The organism is uncultured Helicobacter sp., from assembly GCF_937893305.1.
Lineage (GTDB): Bacteria > Campylobacterota > Campylobacteria > Campylobacterales > Helicobacteraceae > Helicobacter_D.
This window is the reverse complement of record NZ_CALBGN010000020.1, coordinates 1-21262: the sequence shown is the minus strand read 5'-3', so window position 1 is coordinate 21262 and position 21262 is coordinate 1. Positions and strand designations below refer to the sequence as shown.

21 protein-coding genes are annotated in these 21262 nt (G+C 34.4%); 10 read left to right on the top strand and 11 right to left on the bottom strand.

Annotation, left to right across the window (positions count from 1 at the left end):
• Positions 1-4: 4 nt before the first annotated feature.
• The 4 genes from Q0358_RS07655 to Q0358_RS07640 form a co-directional block, all read right to left on the bottom strand.
• Entirely contained in the window at positions 5-1213 is a 1209-nt protein-coding gene (locus Q0358_RS07655) for a phosphoglycerate kinase (RefSeq protein WP_299549730.1), read from the bottom strand.
• A 67-nt stretch (positions 1214-1280) separates the two neighbouring features.
• The gene (locus Q0358_RS07650; RefSeq protein WP_299549727.1) at positions 1281-2291 is read right to left on the bottom strand and encodes an ATP-binding protein; all 1011 of its coding nucleotides are present in this window, start codon (positions 2289-2291) and stop codon (positions 1281-1283) included.
• Positions 2292-2293: 2 nt separating this feature from the next.
• On the bottom strand, positions 2294-2617 hold the full coding sequence (locus Q0358_RS07645; protein ID WP_299549724.1) for a rod-binding protein: 324 nt from the start codon (positions 2615-2617) through the stop codon (positions 2294-2296).
• Between the two features lie 10 nt (positions 2618-2627).
• Positions 2628-3710 (bottom strand): flagellar basal body P-ring protein FlgI, encoded by a 1083-nt coding sequence (locus Q0358_RS07640; protein WP_299549722.1) that lies wholly within the window; start codon positions 3708-3710, stop codon positions 2628-2630.
• A gap of 146 nt (positions 3711-3856) precedes the next feature.
• On the opposite strand from Q0358_RS07640, the gene Q0358_RS07635 reads away from it, so the two are divergent.
• From Q0358_RS07635 to Q0358_RS07610, 6 genes are all read left to right on the top strand, one after another.
• Complete coding sequence (locus tag Q0358_RS07635) at positions 3857-4477, top strand: hypothetical protein (RefSeq protein WP_299549719.1); 621 nt, start codon at positions 3857-3859, stop codon at positions 4475-4477.
• An 18-nt stretch (positions 4478-4495) separates the two neighbouring features.
• The gene (locus Q0358_RS07630; RefSeq protein WP_299549716.1) at positions 4496-5329 is read left to right on the top strand and encodes a site-specific DNA-methyltransferase; all 834 of its coding nucleotides are present in this window, start codon (positions 4496-4498) and stop codon (positions 5327-5329) included.
• A 64-nt stretch (positions 5330-5393) separates the two neighbouring features.
• On the top strand, positions 5394-5741 hold the full coding sequence (locus Q0358_RS07625; protein ID WP_299549713.1) for a hypothetical protein: 348 nt from the start codon (positions 5394-5396) through the stop codon (positions 5739-5741).
• 9 nt (positions 5742-5750) lie between these two features.
• Complete coding sequence (locus Q0358_RS07620) at positions 5751-6419, top strand: response regulator transcription factor (protein ID WP_299549710.1); 669 nt, start codon at positions 5751-5753, stop codon at positions 6417-6419.
• Positions 6410-7666, top strand: a complete 1257-nt coding sequence (locus Q0358_RS07615) for an ATP-binding protein (RefSeq protein ID WP_299549707.1) — start codon at positions 6410-6412, stop codon at positions 7664-7666. Before Q0358_RS07620 ends, Q0358_RS07615 begins: the two co-directional genes overlap by 10 nt.
• Positions 7667-8605: a phosphatase gene (locus Q0358_RS07610; protein WP_299549704.1), complete on the top strand. Its 939-nt coding sequence runs from the start codon at positions 7667-7669 to the stop codon at positions 8603-8605.
• Here Q0358_RS07610 and Q0358_RS07605 read toward each other — a convergent pair.
• From Q0358_RS07605 to Q0358_RS07575, 7 genes are all read right to left on the bottom strand, one after another.
• Positions 8595-9479, bottom strand: coding sequence for a DMT family transporter (locus Q0358_RS07605; RefSeq protein WP_299549701.1), 885 nt, complete (start codon positions 9477-9479; stop codon positions 8595-8597). The two genes, Q0358_RS07610 and Q0358_RS07605, sit on opposite strands and share 11 nt — an antisense overlap.
• A complete protein-coding gene (locus Q0358_RS07600; RefSeq protein WP_299549698.1) occupies positions 9470-10945 on the bottom strand; it encodes a sugar phosphate nucleotidyltransferase in 1476 nt (491 codons plus the stop codon). The genes Q0358_RS07605 and Q0358_RS07600 overlap by 10 nt, the downstream gene beginning before the upstream one ends.
• A complete protein-coding gene (locus Q0358_RS07595) occupies positions 10942-12060 on the bottom strand; it encodes a CDP-glycerol glycerophosphotransferase family protein (protein ID WP_299549695.1) in 1119 nt (372 codons plus the stop codon). The genes Q0358_RS07600 and Q0358_RS07595 overlap by 4 nt, the downstream gene beginning before the upstream one ends.
• The gene (locus Q0358_RS07590; protein WP_101313106.1) at positions 12057-12554 is read right to left on the bottom strand and encodes a hypothetical protein; all 498 of its coding nucleotides are present in this window, start codon (positions 12552-12554) and stop codon (positions 12057-12059) included. Before Q0358_RS07590 ends, Q0358_RS07595 begins: the two co-directional genes overlap by 4 nt.
• Positions 12551-14536: a motility associated factor glycosyltransferase family protein gene (locus Q0358_RS07585; RefSeq protein WP_299549688.1), complete on the bottom strand. Its 1986-nt coding sequence runs from the start codon at positions 14534-14536 to the stop codon at positions 12551-12553. The genes Q0358_RS07590 and Q0358_RS07585 overlap by 4 nt, the downstream gene beginning before the upstream one ends.
• A 67-nt stretch (positions 14537-14603) precedes the next feature.
• Positions 14604-16181 carry a flagellin B gene (locus Q0358_RS07580; RefSeq protein WP_299549684.1) on the bottom strand — a complete coding sequence of 526 codons (1578 nt, stop codon included), beginning with the start codon at positions 16179-16181 and terminating at the stop codon, positions 14604-14606.
• 73 nt (positions 16182-16254) lie between these two features.
• Positions 16255-16923 (bottom strand): class I SAM-dependent methyltransferase, encoded by a 669-nt coding sequence (locus tag Q0358_RS07575; protein WP_299549681.1) that lies wholly within the window; start codon positions 16921-16923, stop codon positions 16255-16257.
• Positions 16924-17046: 123 nt separating this feature from the next.
• On the opposite strand from Q0358_RS07575, the gene Q0358_RS07570 reads away from it, so the two are divergent.
• The 4 genes from Q0358_RS07570 to Q0358_RS07555 form a co-directional block, all read left to right on the top strand.
• Positions 17047-17202, top strand: coding sequence for a hypothetical protein (locus tag Q0358_RS07570; protein ID WP_299549678.1), 156 nt, complete (start codon positions 17047-17049; stop codon positions 17200-17202).
• 10 nt (positions 17203-17212) lie between these two features.
• Complete coding sequence (locus Q0358_RS07565; RefSeq protein WP_299549675.1) at positions 17213-18358, top strand: radical SAM protein; 1146 nt, start codon at positions 17213-17215, stop codon at positions 18356-18358.
• A gap of 72 nt (positions 18359-18430) precedes the next feature.
• Positions 18431-20503 carry a hypothetical protein gene (locus tag Q0358_RS07560; RefSeq protein WP_299549672.1) on the top strand — a complete coding sequence of 691 codons (2073 nt, stop codon included), beginning with the start codon at positions 18431-18433 and terminating at the stop codon, positions 20501-20503.
• A 23-nt stretch (positions 20504-20526) separates the two neighbouring features.
• On the top strand, positions 20527-21262 hold a 736-nt coding region (locus tag Q0358_RS07555), incomplete at its 3' end, for a class I SAM-dependent methyltransferase (RefSeq protein ID WP_299549670.1).

Sequence of the window (21262 nt, the reverse complement as noted above, 5' to 3'; positions counted from 1 at the left end):
ATTTTTATGCTCTTTTATCCAAAACTTCAAATGCTGGCAATACTTCACCCTCTAAGAGTTCTAGGCTTGCTCCACCACCTGTTGAAGTAAAACTCATACTATCTTTATTTCCTGCCTTATCCACTGCATCTGCGGTATCGCCACCTCCAATAATGCTATAAGCATAAGTATCAGCAATTGCGTGTGAAATGCTAAAAGTTCCGCGTGAGAATTTTTGTGTTTCATAAGCCCCTAGCGGTCCATTCCAAATAATTGTTTCACAATCTTTAATAACTTCATTAAAGAGTTTTACGGTTGCTGGTCCTATATCTGCTGCCATTAAGCCTTCTGGTATATCTTGTGCTGGGATAATTTTGACAACTTTTGGATCTTTAATATGGTCAGTCGCCACAACATCTACAGGCAAGTAAATCTTAACACCTTTTTCTTTTGCGCTTCTTAGAATATTGCGTGCATCTTCTAGCAAGTGATCTTCTGTTAAAGATGCCTTTGTATCGTAGCCAATTGCCTTTAAGAAAGTATTGCTCATTGCCCCACCGATGATGATTTTATCCACCACATTTAAAATGGAATTTAAAAGTGTAAGTTTAGAAGAAACTTTAGATCCACCAACAATTAATAATAAAGGACGCAATGGGTTAGATAGAGCAATCGCAAAAGAATCAATTTCTTTTTTAAGCAATAATCCTGCAACTTTTTCTTTAGCGTATTGTGCTATTCCATAGGTAGAAGCGTGTTTGCGATGAGAAGTCCCAAAGGCATCATTGACATACACATCACAAAGATTTGCTAGTTTTTGGGATAATGTGGAATCGTTTTTTTCTTCGCCTTCATAAAAACGAATATTTTCTAATAAAACAATACTGCCATCAACAAGCGTGTTTAGTGTAACTTGTGCATTTTCTAAACTATCTACAAAAACAACATCTTTCGCAAGCAGGCGTTCTAGGCGTTTTAGAATATTTTTTAAAGAGAAAGCATCACTTTTACCTTGAGGTCGTCCTAAATGGCTAACTAAAATAATGGATTTTGCGCCATTATCAATGCAATAGTTAATTGTAGGGATTGCTTCACGAATTCTTGTATCATCGCTAATATTCAATTCGCTATCCATAGGAACATTGAAATCTACGCGGATTAAAACGCGTTTATCTTTGAGATTGATTTCACGAATACTTTTGACGCTTTGCATTTTTTGGATATTTTCACTCATATTTGCCCTTTTTTGTAAATATAGTTAAGGGAATTTTAACTAAAAATGCCTTAATTCTAAGCAAAATTTAGGCGTTTGGGATTTTTATCGCAAAACCTTTTTTGCCATTTTGTAAGAGCGTAATTTCTCCATTATGTGCTTCAATGATTTGTAAAGATAGCGCAAGTCCTAAGCCATTTCCTTTAAGCTTAGTGCTTTTAAAGGGTTCAAAAAGAATCTCTGGATTTTCAATAGGTTTGCCATTGTCATAAATTTCAAAAAGCGCGTGTTTATCTGTGTTATAGAAGTAAATTTCTACAAGTCCATTTTCATTTTCTCCTTCTTCAATGGCATCAATAGCGTTAAATAAGAAGTTTTGTAACACAATGCAAAGCAAGTCAAAATCCGCTTGAAAATGTGTTTTGTCAAATTTAAACACAAAAGAAATATCCTTAGAATAAGTGTAATATCCAATGGATTCATTGAGTTCATCTTCAATATTTTGTGGGTCAATGTGAGTGCGATTGCAATGCACGCCTTTTGAAAAAAGTAAAGTTGCTTTCACAATGCGTTCAACGCGCCAAATGGATTTTTTAATCTCTAACACAAGGGATTTGTTCTTTAAATCCACGCGATTAATGAGTGTGGAAGCAAGCAAAGCGACAGACCCAACAGGATTTCGGATTTCGTGTGCTAAGTGTGCGGAGATTTGCCCCATAGAAGCTAGGCGTTCTTTTCTCTTCTCGCTCGTAATATCTGTTGCAGATATAATGCGTTTATTGAGCTTTGTGTTAGATTGCACAAGATAAACTTTGTTGTTTTCAAGTTCAATTTCTTGGCGATTGTTTTGAGAGAAATCAAGTTTTTCTAAAAGTTCTGGTATTTCGCAAGCTAGGCTATTTTGATAAAAAATCTCTCCTTCTTGTTCTAGCACCCAAACAGCTGTTGGTAGCACATCTAACACTTCTTCAAAAAGAGCTTTTAACTCTACAAATTCTTTTTCAACTTCATAAGTTTGTGTGATAAGCTCTTTCAAGCCTTTAGCAAAAGATTCTTTATCGCTACTGCTTAAGGATTCTAATAAATGTTCATCGATCACGCTTAAGCCTTAATGCCTTGTTTGCCTTGCAAATCTTTTAAATAATCAAAGAGTAAATCGCTAAAGCCAAAGCTACCGCTTAGAGATTCTGAAAGTGTGTCGCGATACATTGACTCATAAATATCGTGTCCGGGAGCTTTTGGATAAAGTGTATCGTCCATTTTTAAAGAAATGTCTAGCATTTGCTTTAAAATTAATGCTTCAAAGGCGTCTGTCTGCTCTCTTAATCTTGAGTCATCATCTGTTTTCTGAATCGTTGGCGTGGATTTTGCTGCATCAATTAATTCTTTAGAATATCCGCTAATTCCATTAAAATCAATTTGCATTTTCTCTCCTTTAGATGATTTCTAAATCCGCATTAAATGCGCCTGCTTTTTTCATTGTTTCTAAGATGGCAATCATATCTTTTGGTGTTGCCCCCATTCTTTGTAATGCTCTAGTTACACTTGAGATTGTAGGGTTGTTTTGCGCACTTACCATTGCCTCTGTTGCACTAAATGTTGCTCCATTTCCCATATTTACAGCTTCTGGGTCATTGATTGCTTCATTGCTTACTTTAATGGTGATGTTGTTGTGTGTAACAACTACTGGCGTAACTTCTACACCCATCCCAGCAATAATTGTGCCTGTGCGTTCATTAATAATAATTTTATCTTCTTTGATAGCGTCAATATCAATCTCTTGCACGCGCGCTAGAAATTCAACCATACTCATTTCTTGTGGGCGTTGGAGCTTAATGGTGCGTGGGTCAATGGCAGTTGCAATAGGTGTTTGTGTGTTTTGATTTTGTCCATCTTGTGGATTTGTGTTTGCAAATGCCGCATTAATGCTTCTTTGAATGCGGATTGCGTTTTGAAAATTGGATTCTTTTAAACTTAAAGTTGCGTTGATTTTGTTGTATAAATCATAGCTAACTTCTCTTTCTACCGTTGCGCCATTTGACAAAACACCTGCTAAAGGGTGATTTGCACTCCCACCTCTCTCACTTTTGCCCCCAATCCCAACTGCACCTTGTGCAACTGCATAGATTCTACCATCTAAACCGCTAAGTGGAGTTAAAAGAAGCGTTCCGCCTTCTAAGGATTTTGCATCACCTATGCTTGAGACTAAAATATCAATCTTATCACCTTGTCTTGCAAAAGCTGGGAGTTTTGCTGTTACCATAACAGCGGCAACATTTTTAGAACTAATGTCGTTTGCATCAACTTTAACATTAACACTATCTAACATATTTGAAATAGATTGCATTGTGAAGGCTGAAGTTGTTTTGTCTCCTGTTCCATTTAAGCCTACAACTAAACCATAACCAATAAGTTGGTTGTCCCTAACACCAACAATATTTGCCAAATCACTCACTTTCGCGCTAAAAGCAGGAAGTGCAACCATAGCGCAAAGCATTAGAAGTTTTGTTATTTTCATCGCGTAATGTCCTTATTTCGCTAAAATCTTTATAAAGTTCAAGCAATAAGTATTCCAAATTCTGAAATATCCTTTGTGTGAGAATCCTATAAATTTAAGAGATTTTAGCTAAAATACGCTAATAATAGGTGCAAAGGCGAAATAAAATGACGCAAAATTTACAAGAATTGATTAAAATTTATGCTTTAGATTCCCATATTAACTTTAATGCGCATTTGCTTGGGCAATCCAAAGATACTCTAATTGCTCTATTAAGCGAACTTATAACGCTATATATTAACGATAAAAATAGCTCTACAATTAGAGAGATCTTAAGTGTCTCTCTTGCGGGATATACGCATAATACAGAAAAAATTGGTTTTAATGGTTTTAGGCAAGATGGTTATGGTAAGCCTATTAATTGTGAGGCAAAACCTAAAAATATCCGCTCTGATTCAGAGAGAAAATTAAATGGTGGTGGAAATTTTACTGATTACACTTGGGCAAGATTTCATAGGGATATGCAATCGCATTTAAATCTGGTTATTAGTGGATTTGTAGATGGAAAAATGCTTTATTGTTTGGAATTTCCTTTTGTATCCACTAATTTTTTAACACATTTACAAGAGCAACTTACAAAGCGATTTCCAAATGGAGATGTAAAGGGACAATATTTACGGAGCGCAAGTTTTAGTTTTAAGCATTATAAAGACACACAAATACGCATTATTTATGTTTGCAAAAAATTAGAAGATTTATCAACAATTTTTAGAAAAAAGTCTTTTTGAGTATTTAAGGAATTTTGTATGTTAGTGTGTGGAGATGCGTTAAAAGAACTGCAAAAATTACAAAGCAATAGTGTAGATATAGGAGTAACTTCACCTCCATATAATAAGCAAGAAAATAAAAAGGGTTGGCTTGTAAAAAATGTGGTTTATGATACAACAAGCGATAAATTAGATGAAGAGTATTATCAAAGTAACCAAATTGATGTGCTTAATGAAATATATAGGGTAACAAAAGAAGGTGGGAGTTTTTTTTATAATCATAAGATTCGTTGGGAGAAAGGAAGATTGATTCATCCTTTGGAATGGATAAGCAAAACACGATGGAATTTAAGACAGGAGATTATTTGGGATAGGGGAATTGCTGCAAATATTCGCGGTTGGAGATTTTGGCAGGTTGAAGAGAGAGTTTATTGGTTGCAAAAACCAATGGGTAAAAATTTAATTGGAGAAGAGTTGCAAAGTAGGCACGCACTTTTAAGTTCTATTTGGCGCATACGACCAGAAAATAACAATACTCATCCTGCTCCTTTTCCTCTTGCTTTGCCCTTGCGGTGCATCTTTTCTCTCCTAAATGAAAAAGGCGGTGTTGTGCTTGATCCATATTGTGGAAGTGGCACAAGTGGAATTGCTGCAAAAATTTTAAATTGTAAGTTTATAGGAATTGATAATTCTCAAAATTATTTAGAGATTGCAAAGCATAGGATTGAAAATTATAAAGATTACATTCAAGAAGCACAAAATGAATTACAGCTTCATAAGGTTAAAGAAAGTTTCAAGGAAAAAAAACAGAAAGGCAAAACAAAAAATAGATTTTTAGTAACACCTTCTTTGTTTAATACCAATTCTAATTAGCTAATTTCTTAATTAAGTTGCTCTTAGGTAAAATTGCGCGATTTTTATTTCTTAGGGGAATTTTATGCGTTGGATTTTATCTTTATGTCTTATTGTGCAGTTAGCTAGTGCAAGGGATATTGCTGAGGTTTTACAAGGTATGCGCTTTGATAAGACAAAGCAAGAGTTGTTAAAAACTGCTATGGAAGATTTTTATGTCCAAAAGCGTGTTTATATCAAAAACAATGATCGTATTAGAAACAAAATCTTAATCGCATTGCAAGCTAAAGAAGAAAATCTTACGCCATATATGGAATCCTTAAAAGAAGTTAGCGAGCAATATATTGCGGCAAAGCTTGCCTTTTATCGTGCAGTAGTTGGAATCTTAGGGGAAGAGCAAACCCAAGAATTTATTGAGAATCTTAATGAATAGGTAAGCTTGATGTATAAGATTTTAATCGTAGAAGATGATTTAGAAATGCAAAAACTTTTACAAGATTATTTGCAACAAAATGCAATGGAAGTGGTAACAACACATAGTCCAAATACTGCGCTAGATTGGATTAAGCAGCAAAAAGGATTCCATCTTATTGTGCTTGATATTATGTTGCCTGAAATGGATGGCTTAGAATTGTGTGAAAGAATTAGAGAGATTAGCGATATACCTATTATTATGTCTTCTGCGCGCGGAGATATTAGCAGTAAAATGCTAGGATTTAAAAATGGTGCTGATGATTATTTAGCAAAATCTTATGAACCTTTAGAGCTCGTTGCGCGCATTAATGCGTTATTAAAACGCTATACACAAACACAAAGTGTGATATATAAGGATTTAGAGATAGATTCAACAAAGCGTAGGGTAAAGGTGCAAGGGGTTGAGATTGATTTAACACCGGCAGAATTTGAGATTTTAAATTTACTTTTTTTACATAAGGGCAAGCCTTTTTCGCGTAATTCTTTATCGCAAGCTATTGCAAGTATTGCGCCAGATTCTTCTCTTAGAAGCATTGATACGCATGTTAGAAATTTAAGAGCTAAGCTAGGAGATGATGCAAAGATGCCAAAATACATTCAATCTGTTTGGGGAATAGGATATAAATTTTGCGATTAAAATTTAAAAATTGGATTCCACCTTTATTTGTGCAAATTTATTTGTTTTTTATTTTGTCTCTTAGTATTGGTGGGGTGATTACTTATCTTGCTAATCTTAATATTTTGAAAAAAAACGAAGAAGCAATTTTGAAGCAAACTTCATTTTTTGCACAACAATCTTTAATGGAGTTAATGCGCGGTGATATAACGCGCCTAGAAGCAATTATGAAGGAGTTTCAGTTTCAAATCCTTAAAGAGATCCCACCTAATGCACAAATCTTGCTAGAGAGTCAAAATACTTTTGGTGTGATGCAAATTTTTAAGATGCAGCAACATTATGGGTTTCATCTTGAATATTTGAGTATGGATTTTATAGCATTTAGGGATTTTTCTGTGGAGCTTTCCGATAATCAAGGGTTAAATATTTGGATATTTTTAGAATTCTTGGTGTTGCTTTTGACTTTTTCTGTGATTTTAGCATTGCTCCACCCCTTAAAAATCTTGCAAAGTGGTTTAGAAGAGTTTGGAGCAGGGAATTATCAAATCCATATCCCTGTGCCAAAAGAACCCCAACAAGCAAAGCTAGCACAGAGTTTTAACACAATGTGCCAAAAGATTTCTAAGCTAATGTTAGCAAGAGAGTTTGTGTTAAGAAATCTCGCACACGAGCTAAAAACACCGCTTTCTAAGGCGAAACTAGCTTTAGAACTTATGCCTAAGAATCCACAAAAAGATTTAGTTGGAAAATGTATTTGTAATCTTGATAATTTAACAAATCAGATTCTAACTTTTGAAAAAATTCAAGAAGGCAAGGATTTGCTTCATTTAGAAGAATTTGATGTAGAGACGCTATTTCTAAAGACTTTGGAGCAGTTGTTTGTTGAAGAAGAAGAGCTAGAAATTCAATTAGAGAAAAATTTCAAAATTTATGGAGATTTGCAATTTTTATCTGTTGCTTTAAGAAATCTTATTGAAAATGCCTTTAAGTATAAAAATGGTGGAAAGGTTGTTTTAAGAGCTTATCAAAGCAATGGAGAGTTTAAAATTGCAGTGAAAAATAATGGATTGGCATTAAAAGAAAAGATCGCGTATTATCTTGAGCCTTTTTCACGGGATAAAACACACGCTTTCATCTCTGGTTATGGGCTTGGACTTGGGATTGTTAAGGGTGTGTTGGAGCTACATCATTTTGAGTTAGAATATTGTTATCAACAAGGTGTGCATTGTTTTGTGATAAAGTTGGAATCTAAAACGCAAGGGAAATAAGTGGAAGTTGTAGGGATTGATTTAGGGAGCAATTCGTTGCGCGGTGTGCGTATGAGAATGATGAAAGACACAAAGGAGTTTATGCCTTTAAAGGAGTGGGAATGCACGGTTCGCACAGCAGAAGGATTAGAGGAGAGTGGAGAGATTTGTAAAGCAGCGGTTTGTCGTATCATCAAGGGATTGTTGCAAATGCGTGAAGCCCTAGAAATCTCTAGTGCAGATAAGGTGGTGGCACTTACCACGCAAGCAATGCGTAAAGCGCGCAATAAAGAAGAAGTTTTGCAAGAAATTTTTGAAAAAAGTGGCATTAGATTTCTTGTGATTCAAGGGGAAATGGAAGCAAAAATCACAGCTTTAGCACCAAAAATCGCGTTAGAGAAATTAAAGGCACAAAATCCAAAATACAATAAAGACTGCTTTTTGCTTATAGATATGGGAGGAGCTAGCAGTGAGTTTATCGTATGTGATGGGCAAAATGAGTTTGCAAAAAGCTTTGAAATAGGTATTGTAAGTGCTAAAGATAGGTTTAAAAGTGTGGAGAATTTAAAGGCGCATAAAGATGTGTTTTTAAGAGAAATTATGGAGTTTATGGAATCTTGTAAAGCAAAGGGAAAAGTGCCAAAGTTTCTTGTGGCAAATAGTGGCACACCAACGCTTGTGTGTGCCTTTAAGCTTGGATTAAAGCAATATGATTCTAAGGCAGTGTATTGCAAAGAGCTTGTAAAAGCGGATTTTGATGAGATGTTAGAGAAGTTTTTACAACTTAATAAGGAGTTACAAATTTCTCTTGTTGGAGAATTTAAAGCAGATGTTGTACCTTTTGGGATTATACTATTTACTTGCTTTATGGAATTCTTAGGGTTTGAAGAATGCTTAGTGATTGATGAAGGCTTGCGTGAGGGGGCAGTGATTGCTTCTGTGTGTGGGGCTATAGAGTGATATGAAAAGTTTTTGAGCGTTTAGATTCTGCTAAGATTACTCCAAAAAGTGTTAAAAACACTCCAAATAATGCTAGAGTAGAAAGTGTTTCTTCTAAGATAAAAAAACTAGCAATAATAGTGATAATGGGTGTTAAATACACATAGATATTTGTTTTTACCGCTCCTATTAATAAGGTGGCGCGATTCCATAAGATAAAGCATATCCCTGATGCAAAAAGAGATAAAAAAAGAAGATTTAAAGCGATTTTTAAATCTAGCAAACTTTTTAGATTTGGCGAAAATTCTAAGAAGAAAAAGCTAGGGAGCATTCCCAAGATTCCATAGAAGATTATACGCCTTGTAACAAGAATAGGAGCATTTGTTTTTTGCATAATTTTGAGGATTAAAAGTGAGTAAGCAGCCCAGCCAAGTGCAGAAAGGAGTGCAAATCCATCGCCTAAGGAATTAAAAGAAAATCCTTCTTCTTCATAGTTTAAAAGCACGATTCCACCCATACATAAAACAAAAGCAACTAAAAAAACAAAAGAAAGTTTTTCAATCTTTAAAAAGCTTGCAAATAATGCAGTAAAAAGTGGTGCAGTAGCGATAATTACGCTCACATTTGAAGCTTTAGAATAATCCATTGCAAGATTTAAAAAGAGATTATAGATTGTGATTCCACAGAGTCCTGCTAAAAGTAGATAGATTTCATCTTTGAAGTTTGTTTTTAGAAGTTTTGGCGATAAAATTAGCAAGAAACAATAGCCAATGATAAATTGTAAAACTAAAAGTTCAAGTGGACTAAAGACTTCTAGGAGAATTTTCACGCTAACATAAAGACTAGACCAAAAAAACACGCTAGAAAAAGCTAGCAAATGCCCCACTAAATGCATTGTAGTTCCTTTAGAGTGTGATGGGTGCGCAAAAGATATTCTCTACCTAAAGGAATGCAATCATAATACCAGCTCCACAACGCCCACACATAGCTAGAGAGTAGCTTGCCTTGTAGAATTTCCTTGTAGGTAAGATTTGACACTAGCTTTAGGATAAGCTTAATTTGTTCTTTGCTCAATTCAAGTTCGCCTGCTAGATTTCCAAACTCCCAAATGGGAGTGCAAAAGCCTGCAAATTCAAAGTCAATAAGTTTGATTGTGGAATCTTGTGCATTATAAAGAATGTTTGGAAGCTGTAAATCTCTGTGACATAGCACAGATTCTTTTAAATCCGCCTCTTTTGCAATTTGGGTGATGATTTTGTGCTCTTGTTTGCTTAAAAGCGGGATCTTGGCTAGGGATTCATATGTCTTAATCTCATTACTTAAAAGAATTTTTGAAAAGTTAGGGTGGTTTTTGTGCTTAAAGTTGTGCAAGGTTTGGATTGTGCTAATAAGTTTTTCTAGTGTGGCTAGGTTTAGCTGCTCTCTTGTTAGAGGCTTATAGACTTGTAAAAAAGTTGTAAGTTTAATATTGCTTGGATAAAACTCTGCTTGGGGTGTGATGTTCTCTCCTAAAAGCTTTGTGATTTTTTGTTCTTGCTCTGTGTTAATGACTGCATCTCTGTTGTTGCGTGGAATCCTAATAACTTTCTCTTCTCCTAAAAATTTGATTTTATAATTCATATTTGTAACACTAAAAAGTCTTGTTGCTTCATTGTCATCAGCACATTGCTTTGCAATTTCTTCTGGAGTGATGAGTTTAGAAACAAGGGCGTCTTCAAAAGAGTCAATTTCGGTATATAAGGAATCTAAACCAAAAACATAAAAGTTAATTTTATCCATAGATTTTAAAATACAAGCTTCCCAATATTCGTTATCATCACATTGATTTAGGGAATTTTTTATAACTTCTAAATCTTGCTCATTATCAAAAAATGCGATTCCATCTCCATAACCGCTTGTTGCATTTATATCAATATCTAAAAGCTTACAATTTTCATCTGTGATATATCCCCAAGAAGGTGTTTCGTGCAGAATCTTTTGTGCTAGAAATTGTGAAGCACCCCATTTGATTTGTGTTTCAAAGGAGTCTTGAAAGGTGCTTGTTAAAAATAAATCCCCATTTAAAATAAAAGTGCCTTTTGTGATTTCCTTTTGCACGCATTTTAAAGAAGCAGCGGAGTTTGTGGAGGCATAGTTTTCAAACACCACTTTTTTAAAATTCAGCTTTTTTTCTAGCAGGTCAAAAAGATGGTGTTTATAGCCTGTAACTATGATAATTTCATCTATTCCACATTTTCTTAAATGCAAAATCGCATTTTCTAAAAGGGTTTTCCCTTTAATTTCCAAAAGGGGTTTAGGCTTGTTTAGGGTTAAAGGGCGTAATCGTGTGCCTTGTCCAGCGCACAAAATAATGGCTTTCAAAGCTTACCTTCTAAAATTTCTTCAATGTTTTGTAAAATTGCTTCAGTGGAGTGTCCAAGATTATACATATTTTCATCACGCAAGGCTTTAAAATATTGTGCTTCCTTGGTAAAGTCTATATTGTCTAAGAATGTTTTAAGTTCTTTTAGATTTTTTGCGTGATGATTTTCTAAGATATAACCCCCGTCATTTTCTAAATTAGAATCTAGGGGAGTTGGCATAAACATAAAACTAGGTCGTAAAGTGGTGTAAGAATAAGTAAAGCTTGTGGTGCTCCAATCTGTGATTAAAAAATCTGTGGAGTTAAAAAATGCATTCCCCATATTCGCATCAATGCTAAAGCGTGCTTCTTCTGCGAAACTTGCATTGATGAGTCGATAGAAGTAGTGCCCTATGCTGTAATTAAGAGGGTGGGCACGATATGAGATATTGTAATTCGTGTTTTCTAAAAGCCATTCTAAAAATGTGATTTCACTGCCTGCAAAGGCATTGAGACGCGCATTTCTGTCATTTTCAACATAGCGTAATGTTGGCGCATAGGTTATTGTATTTTTGGGAGTATATTGGTATTCTTGCAAGGCTTTGTCAAGTTGCGGATATCCGCTTGGAAGCAGTTTAACTTTTGGATTGTCTTTTAGGCGATATTGAAAGCCTTGCATTGCTGTTTTAGAGGGAACAATAATATAATCCATCGTAGCCGTTGCGCCACAAACGCAGGTTGCACGATGGGGAAAATAGATTCTTTTTGCGCGCTTGCTTAAAAATTCTCTATCAATTCTACCATCTTCATAGCCTACCTGATCTGCTACAATAATTAAATCAATTTCTTCAATATCAACATTAGGATAATAAGTTTGATTTGCTTCTGTAACTCTCCAAGGAAAAAACACATTGTGATGTCCGCTTTTTTCAAAATCATCATTTAAAACTCTATCAACAATAGTGATAACATTATATTTTTCTTTGAGTTTTGTAATAAGATTTCCAAATTGTGATCGATAAGTGGGATAGTAAGAAACTACAGCAATATTTTTCTTGTCCTTACTAATAAATCTTTGAATATGCCCTTTTGAACGCTGATTGAACTCCTCTAGAAGTTTTTGTTCTTCTGTCATAATAAATCTCCCTGTAAAAATTCTGTGATTTCTTTTAGTTTGGAATCTTTTGTGAATTCTAATGCGTTTAATGTGGCTTTTAGCTCTTTTAATGAAGTTGTAACAAAGGCAATTTTTTGAAGTGCTGCATAGAGTCTATCATTGCCAAAATCAACGGTGGTAAAAGCAGGAAGATATAAAAGACTAGGTTTTAAAAAAGACAAGCTAAAGGCTAGGGCAAGATTGGAAGTATCTGTGATTAAAATTTCTGCCTCTTTTGCTTTTTGCAAGTTTGAAATTTGTGTAATAGAGCAATAATCTAGGGCTTCTAAAATAACCTTATTGTATTTTGTGGGAGTTTTTGAGTGGGGCAGATAGAGGATTTTATTATGCCCCCCCCCCCCACATTTTTGAGTATAAAGTATTTCTAAAATTTGAAGATCATATGTGCAAAGGCAGTTTGCGTGAAGTAAGTCAAAATCCTCTCTAAAAGATGGCGCATAAAGGATTGTCATTTAGAATCCTTTTTTGGGTCTTGTTGTGATTTGTAATCTTCTTTAAGTTTTTCGATCTTTTCTAGTTCTTCTTTGCTAAACCAATCTTTAATAGCGCGTTTTGCGATTTCTAAGGTTGCATCCATTCCGCCAGCAAGGGAGAAAAGCCAAAATTTATGCGCATAAAGCCAATCAATTTGCTTAACTTGTTTTTCAATAAGTGTATGCACAGGACGCACAACGATTTTTGCAAATTCTAATTCTTGATGCACAATATAGCTTTGCACAGCATCAGAGAAGACTTTGATAAAAATATCTTCTTTGAAAAAATCTTTTATAGAATTAATTTTTTCTAAAATATCATCCATTTCTTTAAAATTGATTTCTTCTAGTCTATTTTCACGATTAAGATGTTCTAGTTCCTCTGTCATTTTTACAGCTCTTAAAAAAGTATCTTCTACAACTTTTTTTGTTTTGTAGCCGTATTCTAAAAATTCTTTAACTTTTTTCTTGATATGTTTTTGATAGTCTTTAATCTCTGCTTGTGTGGGTGATGTGAGTTTGATTTGCTCTTTTTTAATACTTGGTAAAGATTCTAGCACTTCTTTAAAAGGGATATCTTTTGTGCCCGGAATATGAGCCCCCCCTTCTGTTGCATTAATCACTTCTAGCGCATAAGGAGTTTGCGCAATATCTTTTTCAAAGAAATTTAAAAACATACTCCAAACTCTACTTGTTTCAACAACGCCTTCTCCTCCATAGGCAGGCACAAAGATTTTATCAAAAATATTGGTTGCAGGCTTGTAGTATTCTTCTTTTTCTCCAAAAATTGCGTCTTTGGAGTGTGTTTTACCATCTTCTCCAAAAGCTAAATCCTGTCCGATAAAGACACATTTTTCAAATCTGCAATGCACTACAAGTTCATAAGCCATATTTGCAGCACTCATCCCAATCCCAGCATAGCCATAATCTTTTAAATCAAAAAATCTTGTGTATCCAAAGGGGCGCATACTATATGTTTTAATACCTTGCGTGATTGCTGAATCTGTGGCTTTATGCACAATGCTAGTGAGCGCAAAAATAACATCTTTTTGCGCTTCTTGTGGAGTTTTTAAGAAAAAATCTGCAGTAGGCTCAACACGCTCTAGGGTTACAACAATATCAGGTTTAATTCCGTGCTTGACAAGGATGGGAAAACTTGCATCTACACTAAAGATTGTGATTTTATCAGCGTGTTCTTTAAGTAATGGGAGCTGTTTGTATAAAGAAGGTCCAGTTGAAACAATTACAGCTGTGCTTGTAGTCTTTGCGTTCTTTACAAAATTCTGTAAAGAAGGAGTTGTAATCATTGTGGGAAGATTTTGTAGATGGTGCTCTAGTCCAATTAGTGCATCTGCAGAATCATTGCCTACGGCAATAATATGATGCTCTAAGCTTCGTGTTAGAATTCCATTGATTTTTAGGCACTCTTCAGAATAGCGTCCATAGTAATTGTTAAATAAGTGAAGATTGTAAATGCGTGAGTAAATCCACTGCCCATCCAAAACTAAAAATTCGTCTAATTCTCCAAAAGTTGTTGTGTTTGTCCAAAAAATGAGAAATTTTCTATTGAGAATTTCTTCGGAGAAATCCGCAAAATTTAATGCAATATAAATGAGTTCTAATTCTGGTTCAAAAACAAAAATTTTTTGAATAGATTTATGGTCATCAAATAAAAGTCTATAAAAAATACCATTACCACAACCAAAAAAATAAAAAAATGGATAAAGTTTAAAAGACTCAAATTCTTTGAGCTTATCCAAGGTTTCTTCTAAAGGGCTTTTTTGATAAAGAGAAACCTTGTTTTCTTTATCATAAATATTAATATTAAGGGGATCTTTACCGATATAAACTTCGTATTTTTTATTAACTTCTAGTGTTTTTAGTTGTGCTGCAAGCAAGGGATTAACTTTTAAAAGTGCTTCTATATTTTTATCAAAACGAGGGTTTAGGGATTCTTGCATAATATGTCCTTAAATGCGATTATAATGGAGTTATTTTAAGAAAAAAGCCCTAAAAAAGGGCTTTAAGTTATTGAAGAAGTTTAAGAATATTTTGTTGCACTTGGTTAGCTTGTGCCATAGCAAAGCTTCCAGATTGTGCTAGGATATTTGTTTTAGAGAATGTGGCCGATTCTTCAGCAAAGTCAGTATCACGGATTTGAGATTCTGCGGATTTTACATTAACTTGTGTAACTGTGATGTTGTTAATCGTTGCGACAAGTTGTTGTTGCACAGAACCCAAATCAGCTCTAATTTTATCTAAATGCTCTTGTGCAGATTGTGCCATATCCATAACCGCCATTGCACCTTCTAAACTTGTAACACCAGCCCCAATTCCATTAGCATTAATTGCAGCAACTGCACCATTTGCATTGGCTCCAATGGCTGAAGCAATGTTTGCGTCAAACTCACCATTAACACTTCTTAGATTAACTGTATATTGTGCAAGTCCTGTTCCTGCTTGGAAAGCTGCTGCTGAGTGTAAGCCAACTTGTGAGAAATTTGTCCCAGAAACTAAAATATCTCTAGCATTTAGGCGAATTAGAGTTAAGCGACCAACAATTGCGTGTGTTGTCCCAGAAACTCCATCAAAAGAACCACCTGTTAGCGTTCCTCCACCTTGTGCTGCACCATTCATTACAGCAGAACCACTTGTAACTTGAACAGAAATTGCACGCCCATCTACACTTGTAAGTTGTAATGCTCCAGAGATACTAAGAGAAGCTTGCACCCCTGTGCGCTCTTTTTGTGCGTTGATTGCGTTGATTAATCTTCCATCGTAATCATTTTTTTGAACATCATTAATATCGCCAATTGAGATTCCATTAATCACTAAGCCACGGATTGTTCCAGAAGCAATTGGTCCTGCACCCTGTCCCATAACACTATAAGTTGCACGCACACCGAGTGTATCTGAGTTTTTATTGATTGCTTCTGCTAATGCACCAATCCCTGTTCCTGCACTTGTAGAGATTTTTACAGATTCAATGGCATAGTTGTTTGTCCCATCTGTGTTTAAGAACTTGAGTGTAACTTCACTTAAATTTGTAGCACCAGCACTTGGAGCTAAATCTCCGCCTGTCTCATAGCGAACATGCCCGATTTTGTGAGAGTTTGTAGGTTGGATAGAGGCTTTAACAGTGGTGTTAGAATATGCACCAATTTGAAACTCTTTGTTTGTAAAAGCACCTGATAGCATTTGCTGACCATTGAAGCTTGTGGTATTTGCAATGTTATCAAGCTCTTCCATAAGACGCAAAATATCACTTTGAAGAGCGTTTCTAGTTGTTGTTGTTTGACCATCTTGTGCTGCTTGAGTAGCTTTTGTCTTAATGGTGTCTAAGATTTTAATTTGTTCATCCATTGCTTTATCAGCAGTTTGAATAATACCGATTGCATCATTAGCATTTCTTGTGGCTTGCCCAAGAGCTGCTGCTTGTGAGCGCAAACTATCAGCAATAGCCATACCAGAAGCATCATCAGCTGCTTTGTTGATTCTAAGCCCTGAACTTAGCTTCTCGAGTGAATTTGCCATATTGCGGTTATTCACAATTCCTGAAGTATGCGCATTTAACGCATTAACATTGGTGTATATCCTATAACTCATTATGCATCCTTTGCAAAAATTTGAATTTGCAAGGGATAAAGCAAATGGTGTTCCACTTTTTAAATTTTAGAAGTTATTTTTCTAAAACTAGAGTAAAATAGGAGCTTTCAAGATGATTTAAAAGGTGAGAATGGATAGATTTTTCTCCCCATTTGAGTGTAAAAGGAGTTTGTTTTAACATTTCTGTGATGTTTTCTTGTGTAGAGTGAAAGACAATAGGTTTAAAAATGCTTTGATCTTGCATTGTATAACTAAGAGTGGAATCGGATTTACCAAGAAGCGTTAAAAAGCAATATTTTTGACTAACGCGCGCAATCTCATTTAAAAAATGGATTGCCATTTCAAAGGACATACAATTTAGCACGCCACAACTTATAGAAAAATCAAAAAAGTTATCTTCAAAAGGCAGAGTTGTGTGATTTGAGATTAAGAAGTTAGCGGAGAGATTTAGATTTTTTGCTAGAGCTTTTGCTTGGTTGATAGCAGTTTGTGAAATGTCGATCCCATAGGCTTGTATTTCAAATTCGGAGAGAAGCAAGGTTTGTCTGCCATTGCCACAGCCAAAATCTAGAGCTTTTAATGGGTTATTGGCGGGGGGGGGGGCGTAAATTGGCATAAATTGCTTCAAAGCAACTTGTTTTTTGATAAAGCGGTTTAGAAATCGTATGAGTTCATTGTGGGGATAGAAAATAGAGTTTTCACCATTAATAAAAGAAGTATCCCATTGATTTGTTGTTTGCATTGCTGTCCTTTTTGTATTGAATTATAGAGAATTGTTGTTAAAAATTGTTAATGCTTGGGAAGTTTTGTTATAATTTGCGGCAAGCTTTTGCAGTATATTTAATTATGATTAAGGGAGTTTTAAATGATACCTAAATTATTGAATGATGTTTTTTTGGAGATGAAACAAAAAGGGGAAAGTTTTTGTATTACAAATGAAAATTTCAATAAAACTCAAAGCATTATAGATGATGGTTTAATTAAAGAAAGCGGCGGGGGGGGGGGATATAAATTATCCTAATCATTCTTTGTTGCTTACACAAACTCCATGGGAGACAAAAAATAATTTTAATGGAGAAGAACCTAAGGTTTTACCTAAAGAGCAAATAGAATTTATCGCTAAATCCTTGCTTTCTAAATACAAAGCTACAAATGTCAAACTTTATCTAACAAATCGCTGTAATTATACTTGTCCAATGTGTCCTTATCACGGAGAAGGTTACTTAAATGGCAAATTTTTTGCAGATAATTCTGAGTTAAAACAAGATATGCCCTATGAGAAAGTTGTTGAAGTTGTAGATAAAGTTGTTGAATATGGGCTAAAAAGAATTTTGCTTTCAGCACCCGGAGAAGCTTTAATGCATCCTAAAATATTAGAGATTATTGCTTATTGTAAATCAAAGGGAATGTATGTTGTATTAGCAAGCAATGGGGCTTTAATGAATGCTGATAAAATTAAGCTTTTAAGAGAAGCGGGACTTGATGAGGTTGATATTAGTATTGATTCAATAACAGAAGAATCTTATAAGCAAGTAAGAAGTGCAAAAGAAGAGTATTATAAAACTGCAATTTTTGCTCCCATTCTTGCCAAAAAAAGCGGAATGCATGTTAGCGTTTCTTATGTGGAACAAGAAGCAAATAAAGGAGAGTTTGAGAATTTATTTGAGTTTTATTCTAAAGAAGGAATTAATAATATTCGTAAGGGATTCCAATGTGATCTTTCAGAAAAAGGGATTGTGAGAAGGGGTAGAGGATATAAAGGAGAGTATATTCACGGATTGTGTATGTATTACACGGTAATTGTTTTAGTAGATGGGACATTAGTTGCTTGTTGTTCTATGGAGGGGTTTTTAAAAGAAGTTAAAGATAAACTTCCTAATATTTTTGAATGTAAAAATTTTGAAGAAGCGATTTTGAAATTATATGATTTTATGGCTAATGATGTGTATATGTATTATAAATGTAAGCAATGTGAAACTTATATCCCTAATGCGACAAATATGAGAACAATGCAGGTTGAAAATGGGTTCGTAAAAATTTCTGGTTTTACAAATGCAATTTATGTAAATGTCCCAAAACAACTAAAGGGATTGTCAGATAATATTTTGCACTATCTTTATAAAAAACATTGGGTTACACAAATGAAAATTGATGGTTTATTTAAAGAAAATCAATAGTTTTACAAAAGACTAAAGTTTTGCTACAATCCGCCGATATTTAAACACGATAAAATATTTAAGAGAGTGGCAATGCAGTTTGAAACGCAAGAAATCATAGAACGCTTAAAGGTAACACAGAATAAACAAGAAGTTAATGCTGCTATGGCATTAATTATGGCTTTTGGACAAGAGTGGCAAGAGAATTTAAGCATAGAAGAATTAAAAGAGATTGTAGGGCTTATTAGAGACAAAGCCTTGGAAATCATTTTTAAGAAAGGCGATGTGCCAGATAGAGATTTTCTATGGGCGTATGGGATTTTTAAGAGTTTAGAGCAAAAAGAAGGCAAAGAGGCGTTAAGGGATTTAAGATTTCAAAATTATGTGGATCTTTGTGCGCCTTATGCAAAGGATTCTAGCTTATCTTATTATGAGAGATTATTATTTATTGATTGTTCTGCTGTGGCATTGTTATTAAGCGGCGATATTGAAAAGGCTATTAAGTTTTTTTTATCGCATATTATTTATTTAAGTTTGCGTGAGAATTATATTTTAGATTTAGAGCCTTTTACAAGAAGAATTGCTCAGTATTATTCTTTCCCTATTGAGTGGATTTTAGATATTCAAAAAGAAGCATTAAAAGCTGAAAATTATGATTGCTTAGATGATCATAGTAAAAAGTCAATTTTTTTATGGAATATGCATACTTTTTGGAATGTCCAATGTTATTATAATAACCTAAAGTGGAGAGAGAATTTTCCAGTTTGGCTTGAAGTTCTGGAGCGATTATTAAAGCAGGGTAATTTGGATTTGGCAATGTATGTGAGTTTTTATATTTATCATAAATTTGGAAACTCCGCACAAACACAAGAAGATTGGCAAGAATACAATGATAGAGTTGTGAAACTTATGGAACCTTATTTTGTAGAATACGGCAAAACGCTTCCAAAATGTAAAGATAAGGTTGATTTAAGCAATGGACGTAAAATCAAAATTGCACTTTTAGAGGAAAGAATGGTAGAAAATTCTCCATATAAAGTGGAGTATTCCTTATGCAAAGCATTAATGCAACATAAGGAATTTGCAGAAAAATATGAAATTATTGTATATTCTATGGCGTATATCCAAAAAAGTGCAGATGACATAGAGATTATGCAAAGTTTTGCAGAGATTGGTTGCTCTGTCTTTAGTCCTGCATATAAAATGGTGCGAGAACATAGCTATTATGTTCCTCATTTGCAAAAAGCTTTGGCGATTAGAGAATCTATTTTAAGTGAAGGGATTGATCTTTTGATTTCTACAAGCTATATAGATGTTAGTAATTTTCTTTTTGCGACAAGAAGTGCTCCTAAGCAGATTTTTTGGAGTCACGGCAATGGGAGATATGATATAGTTGGGATTGATGAGAGAATTAGTCATTTTGCGCAACAATCTCCTAATTTTATCTTTAAAGATTTTAAAGTGCCAATGGATGAAGAGAAATTTTATAATCCACCGCGCTCTAAAGAAATCATAGCGGCTGAGAGAGCAAAATATCCTATCAATGAAGACACGGTAGTTCTTGGTGTGATAGGTCGTTTAGTAAAAGTAGATAGTGATGAATATTTAGCGTGCATTGCAGAGATTATGCATAAATATAAAAATACGATTTTTCTCGCACCTGGCAGTGGGAATACTCCTGTTATTAGAGAGAAAGTAGAAAAACTTGGAATTTCAGATCGTTTTTTTATGCCGGGATTTGCCGATGCGCACATTTATGGACATATTATTGATATTTTTTGCTCGACTTTTCCCTTGGGGCAAGGAGAGAGTTGGTCTGAGTTTAAGGCAAAAGGAAAAGAAAAGAGAATCATTGGTTTAACTGATAAAGAACGCTATTCGGCCACATTTAAGTCTATTTTAGAAAATCATAAACAAGAAATTTGTAAGAGTTTTGGCAAAGAAGTCTTTGATGAAATGTTAGAGTGCATACCTAATAGGGGGAATAGTTGGATTGCTTTTAATAAAGAAGAGTATAAAGAAAAACTTTCTTTACATATTGAAACGCCAAAAGATCAAATCATAAGAAAAAGAGAAGATGTTTTGTATGAAGATTTATTGGAAATTAGACAAAAAACAGGGATCCAAAAAATTATTGATGTTTTTAATGAGATGGCAATAGTGTAGTATTTATGTGGTAAAGGATTTAGATGCTAGAAAAAGGTTTTTCTGAAATGTTGGATTTTGCTTTAGAGCAAATGCAATGCACAAAACAAGATAAGATTTTAGATTTTGGTTGTGGGAATGGAAGATTTGTTAGAGCTATGCAAGAAAAAGGGTTAAATGCTTATGGGTGTGATATTGCTCCTAAATTTAGGGGTGATTTATTTTTAGAACGACAGGGGGTTAATGAGAATACAAATAATATTTTTTACTACCATTTAGGAGAAAAATTGCCTTTTGGTGATGAAACATTTCAATCTGTTTTTTCTTACCAGGTTTTTGAACACATTAAGGATTTAGAATTTAGCGCAAAAGAACTTGCTAGGGTTACAAAGAGTGGAGGAGTTGTTTATAGTGAGTTTGCAGCTTCTTATCCTTATGTGGATTGCCATACGGGATTACCTTTTATCTATTTAATGCAAAAATCTCATTTTTCTGTATTAAATAAGATTTATTGTGCATTGGTAGTAAAACTTGGTTATGTGAAAAGAGAGGATATTCCAAAAATGTGGAGATTTTCTCGTAAATACTTGTTTTTTCGTCCTTATGCTTCTATGGATAAAATCTTTAGAAAAAACGGCTTTAAGGTATTGGATATTACCTACAAGAGAAGGCTTTTTAGATTCTTATTAGATGGTGTGGATAGCTTAAGGGATCTTTATCGCTATAAGAGAAGAGAAGAGAAGAGAAGAGAAGAGAAGAGAAGAGAAGAGAAGAGAAGAG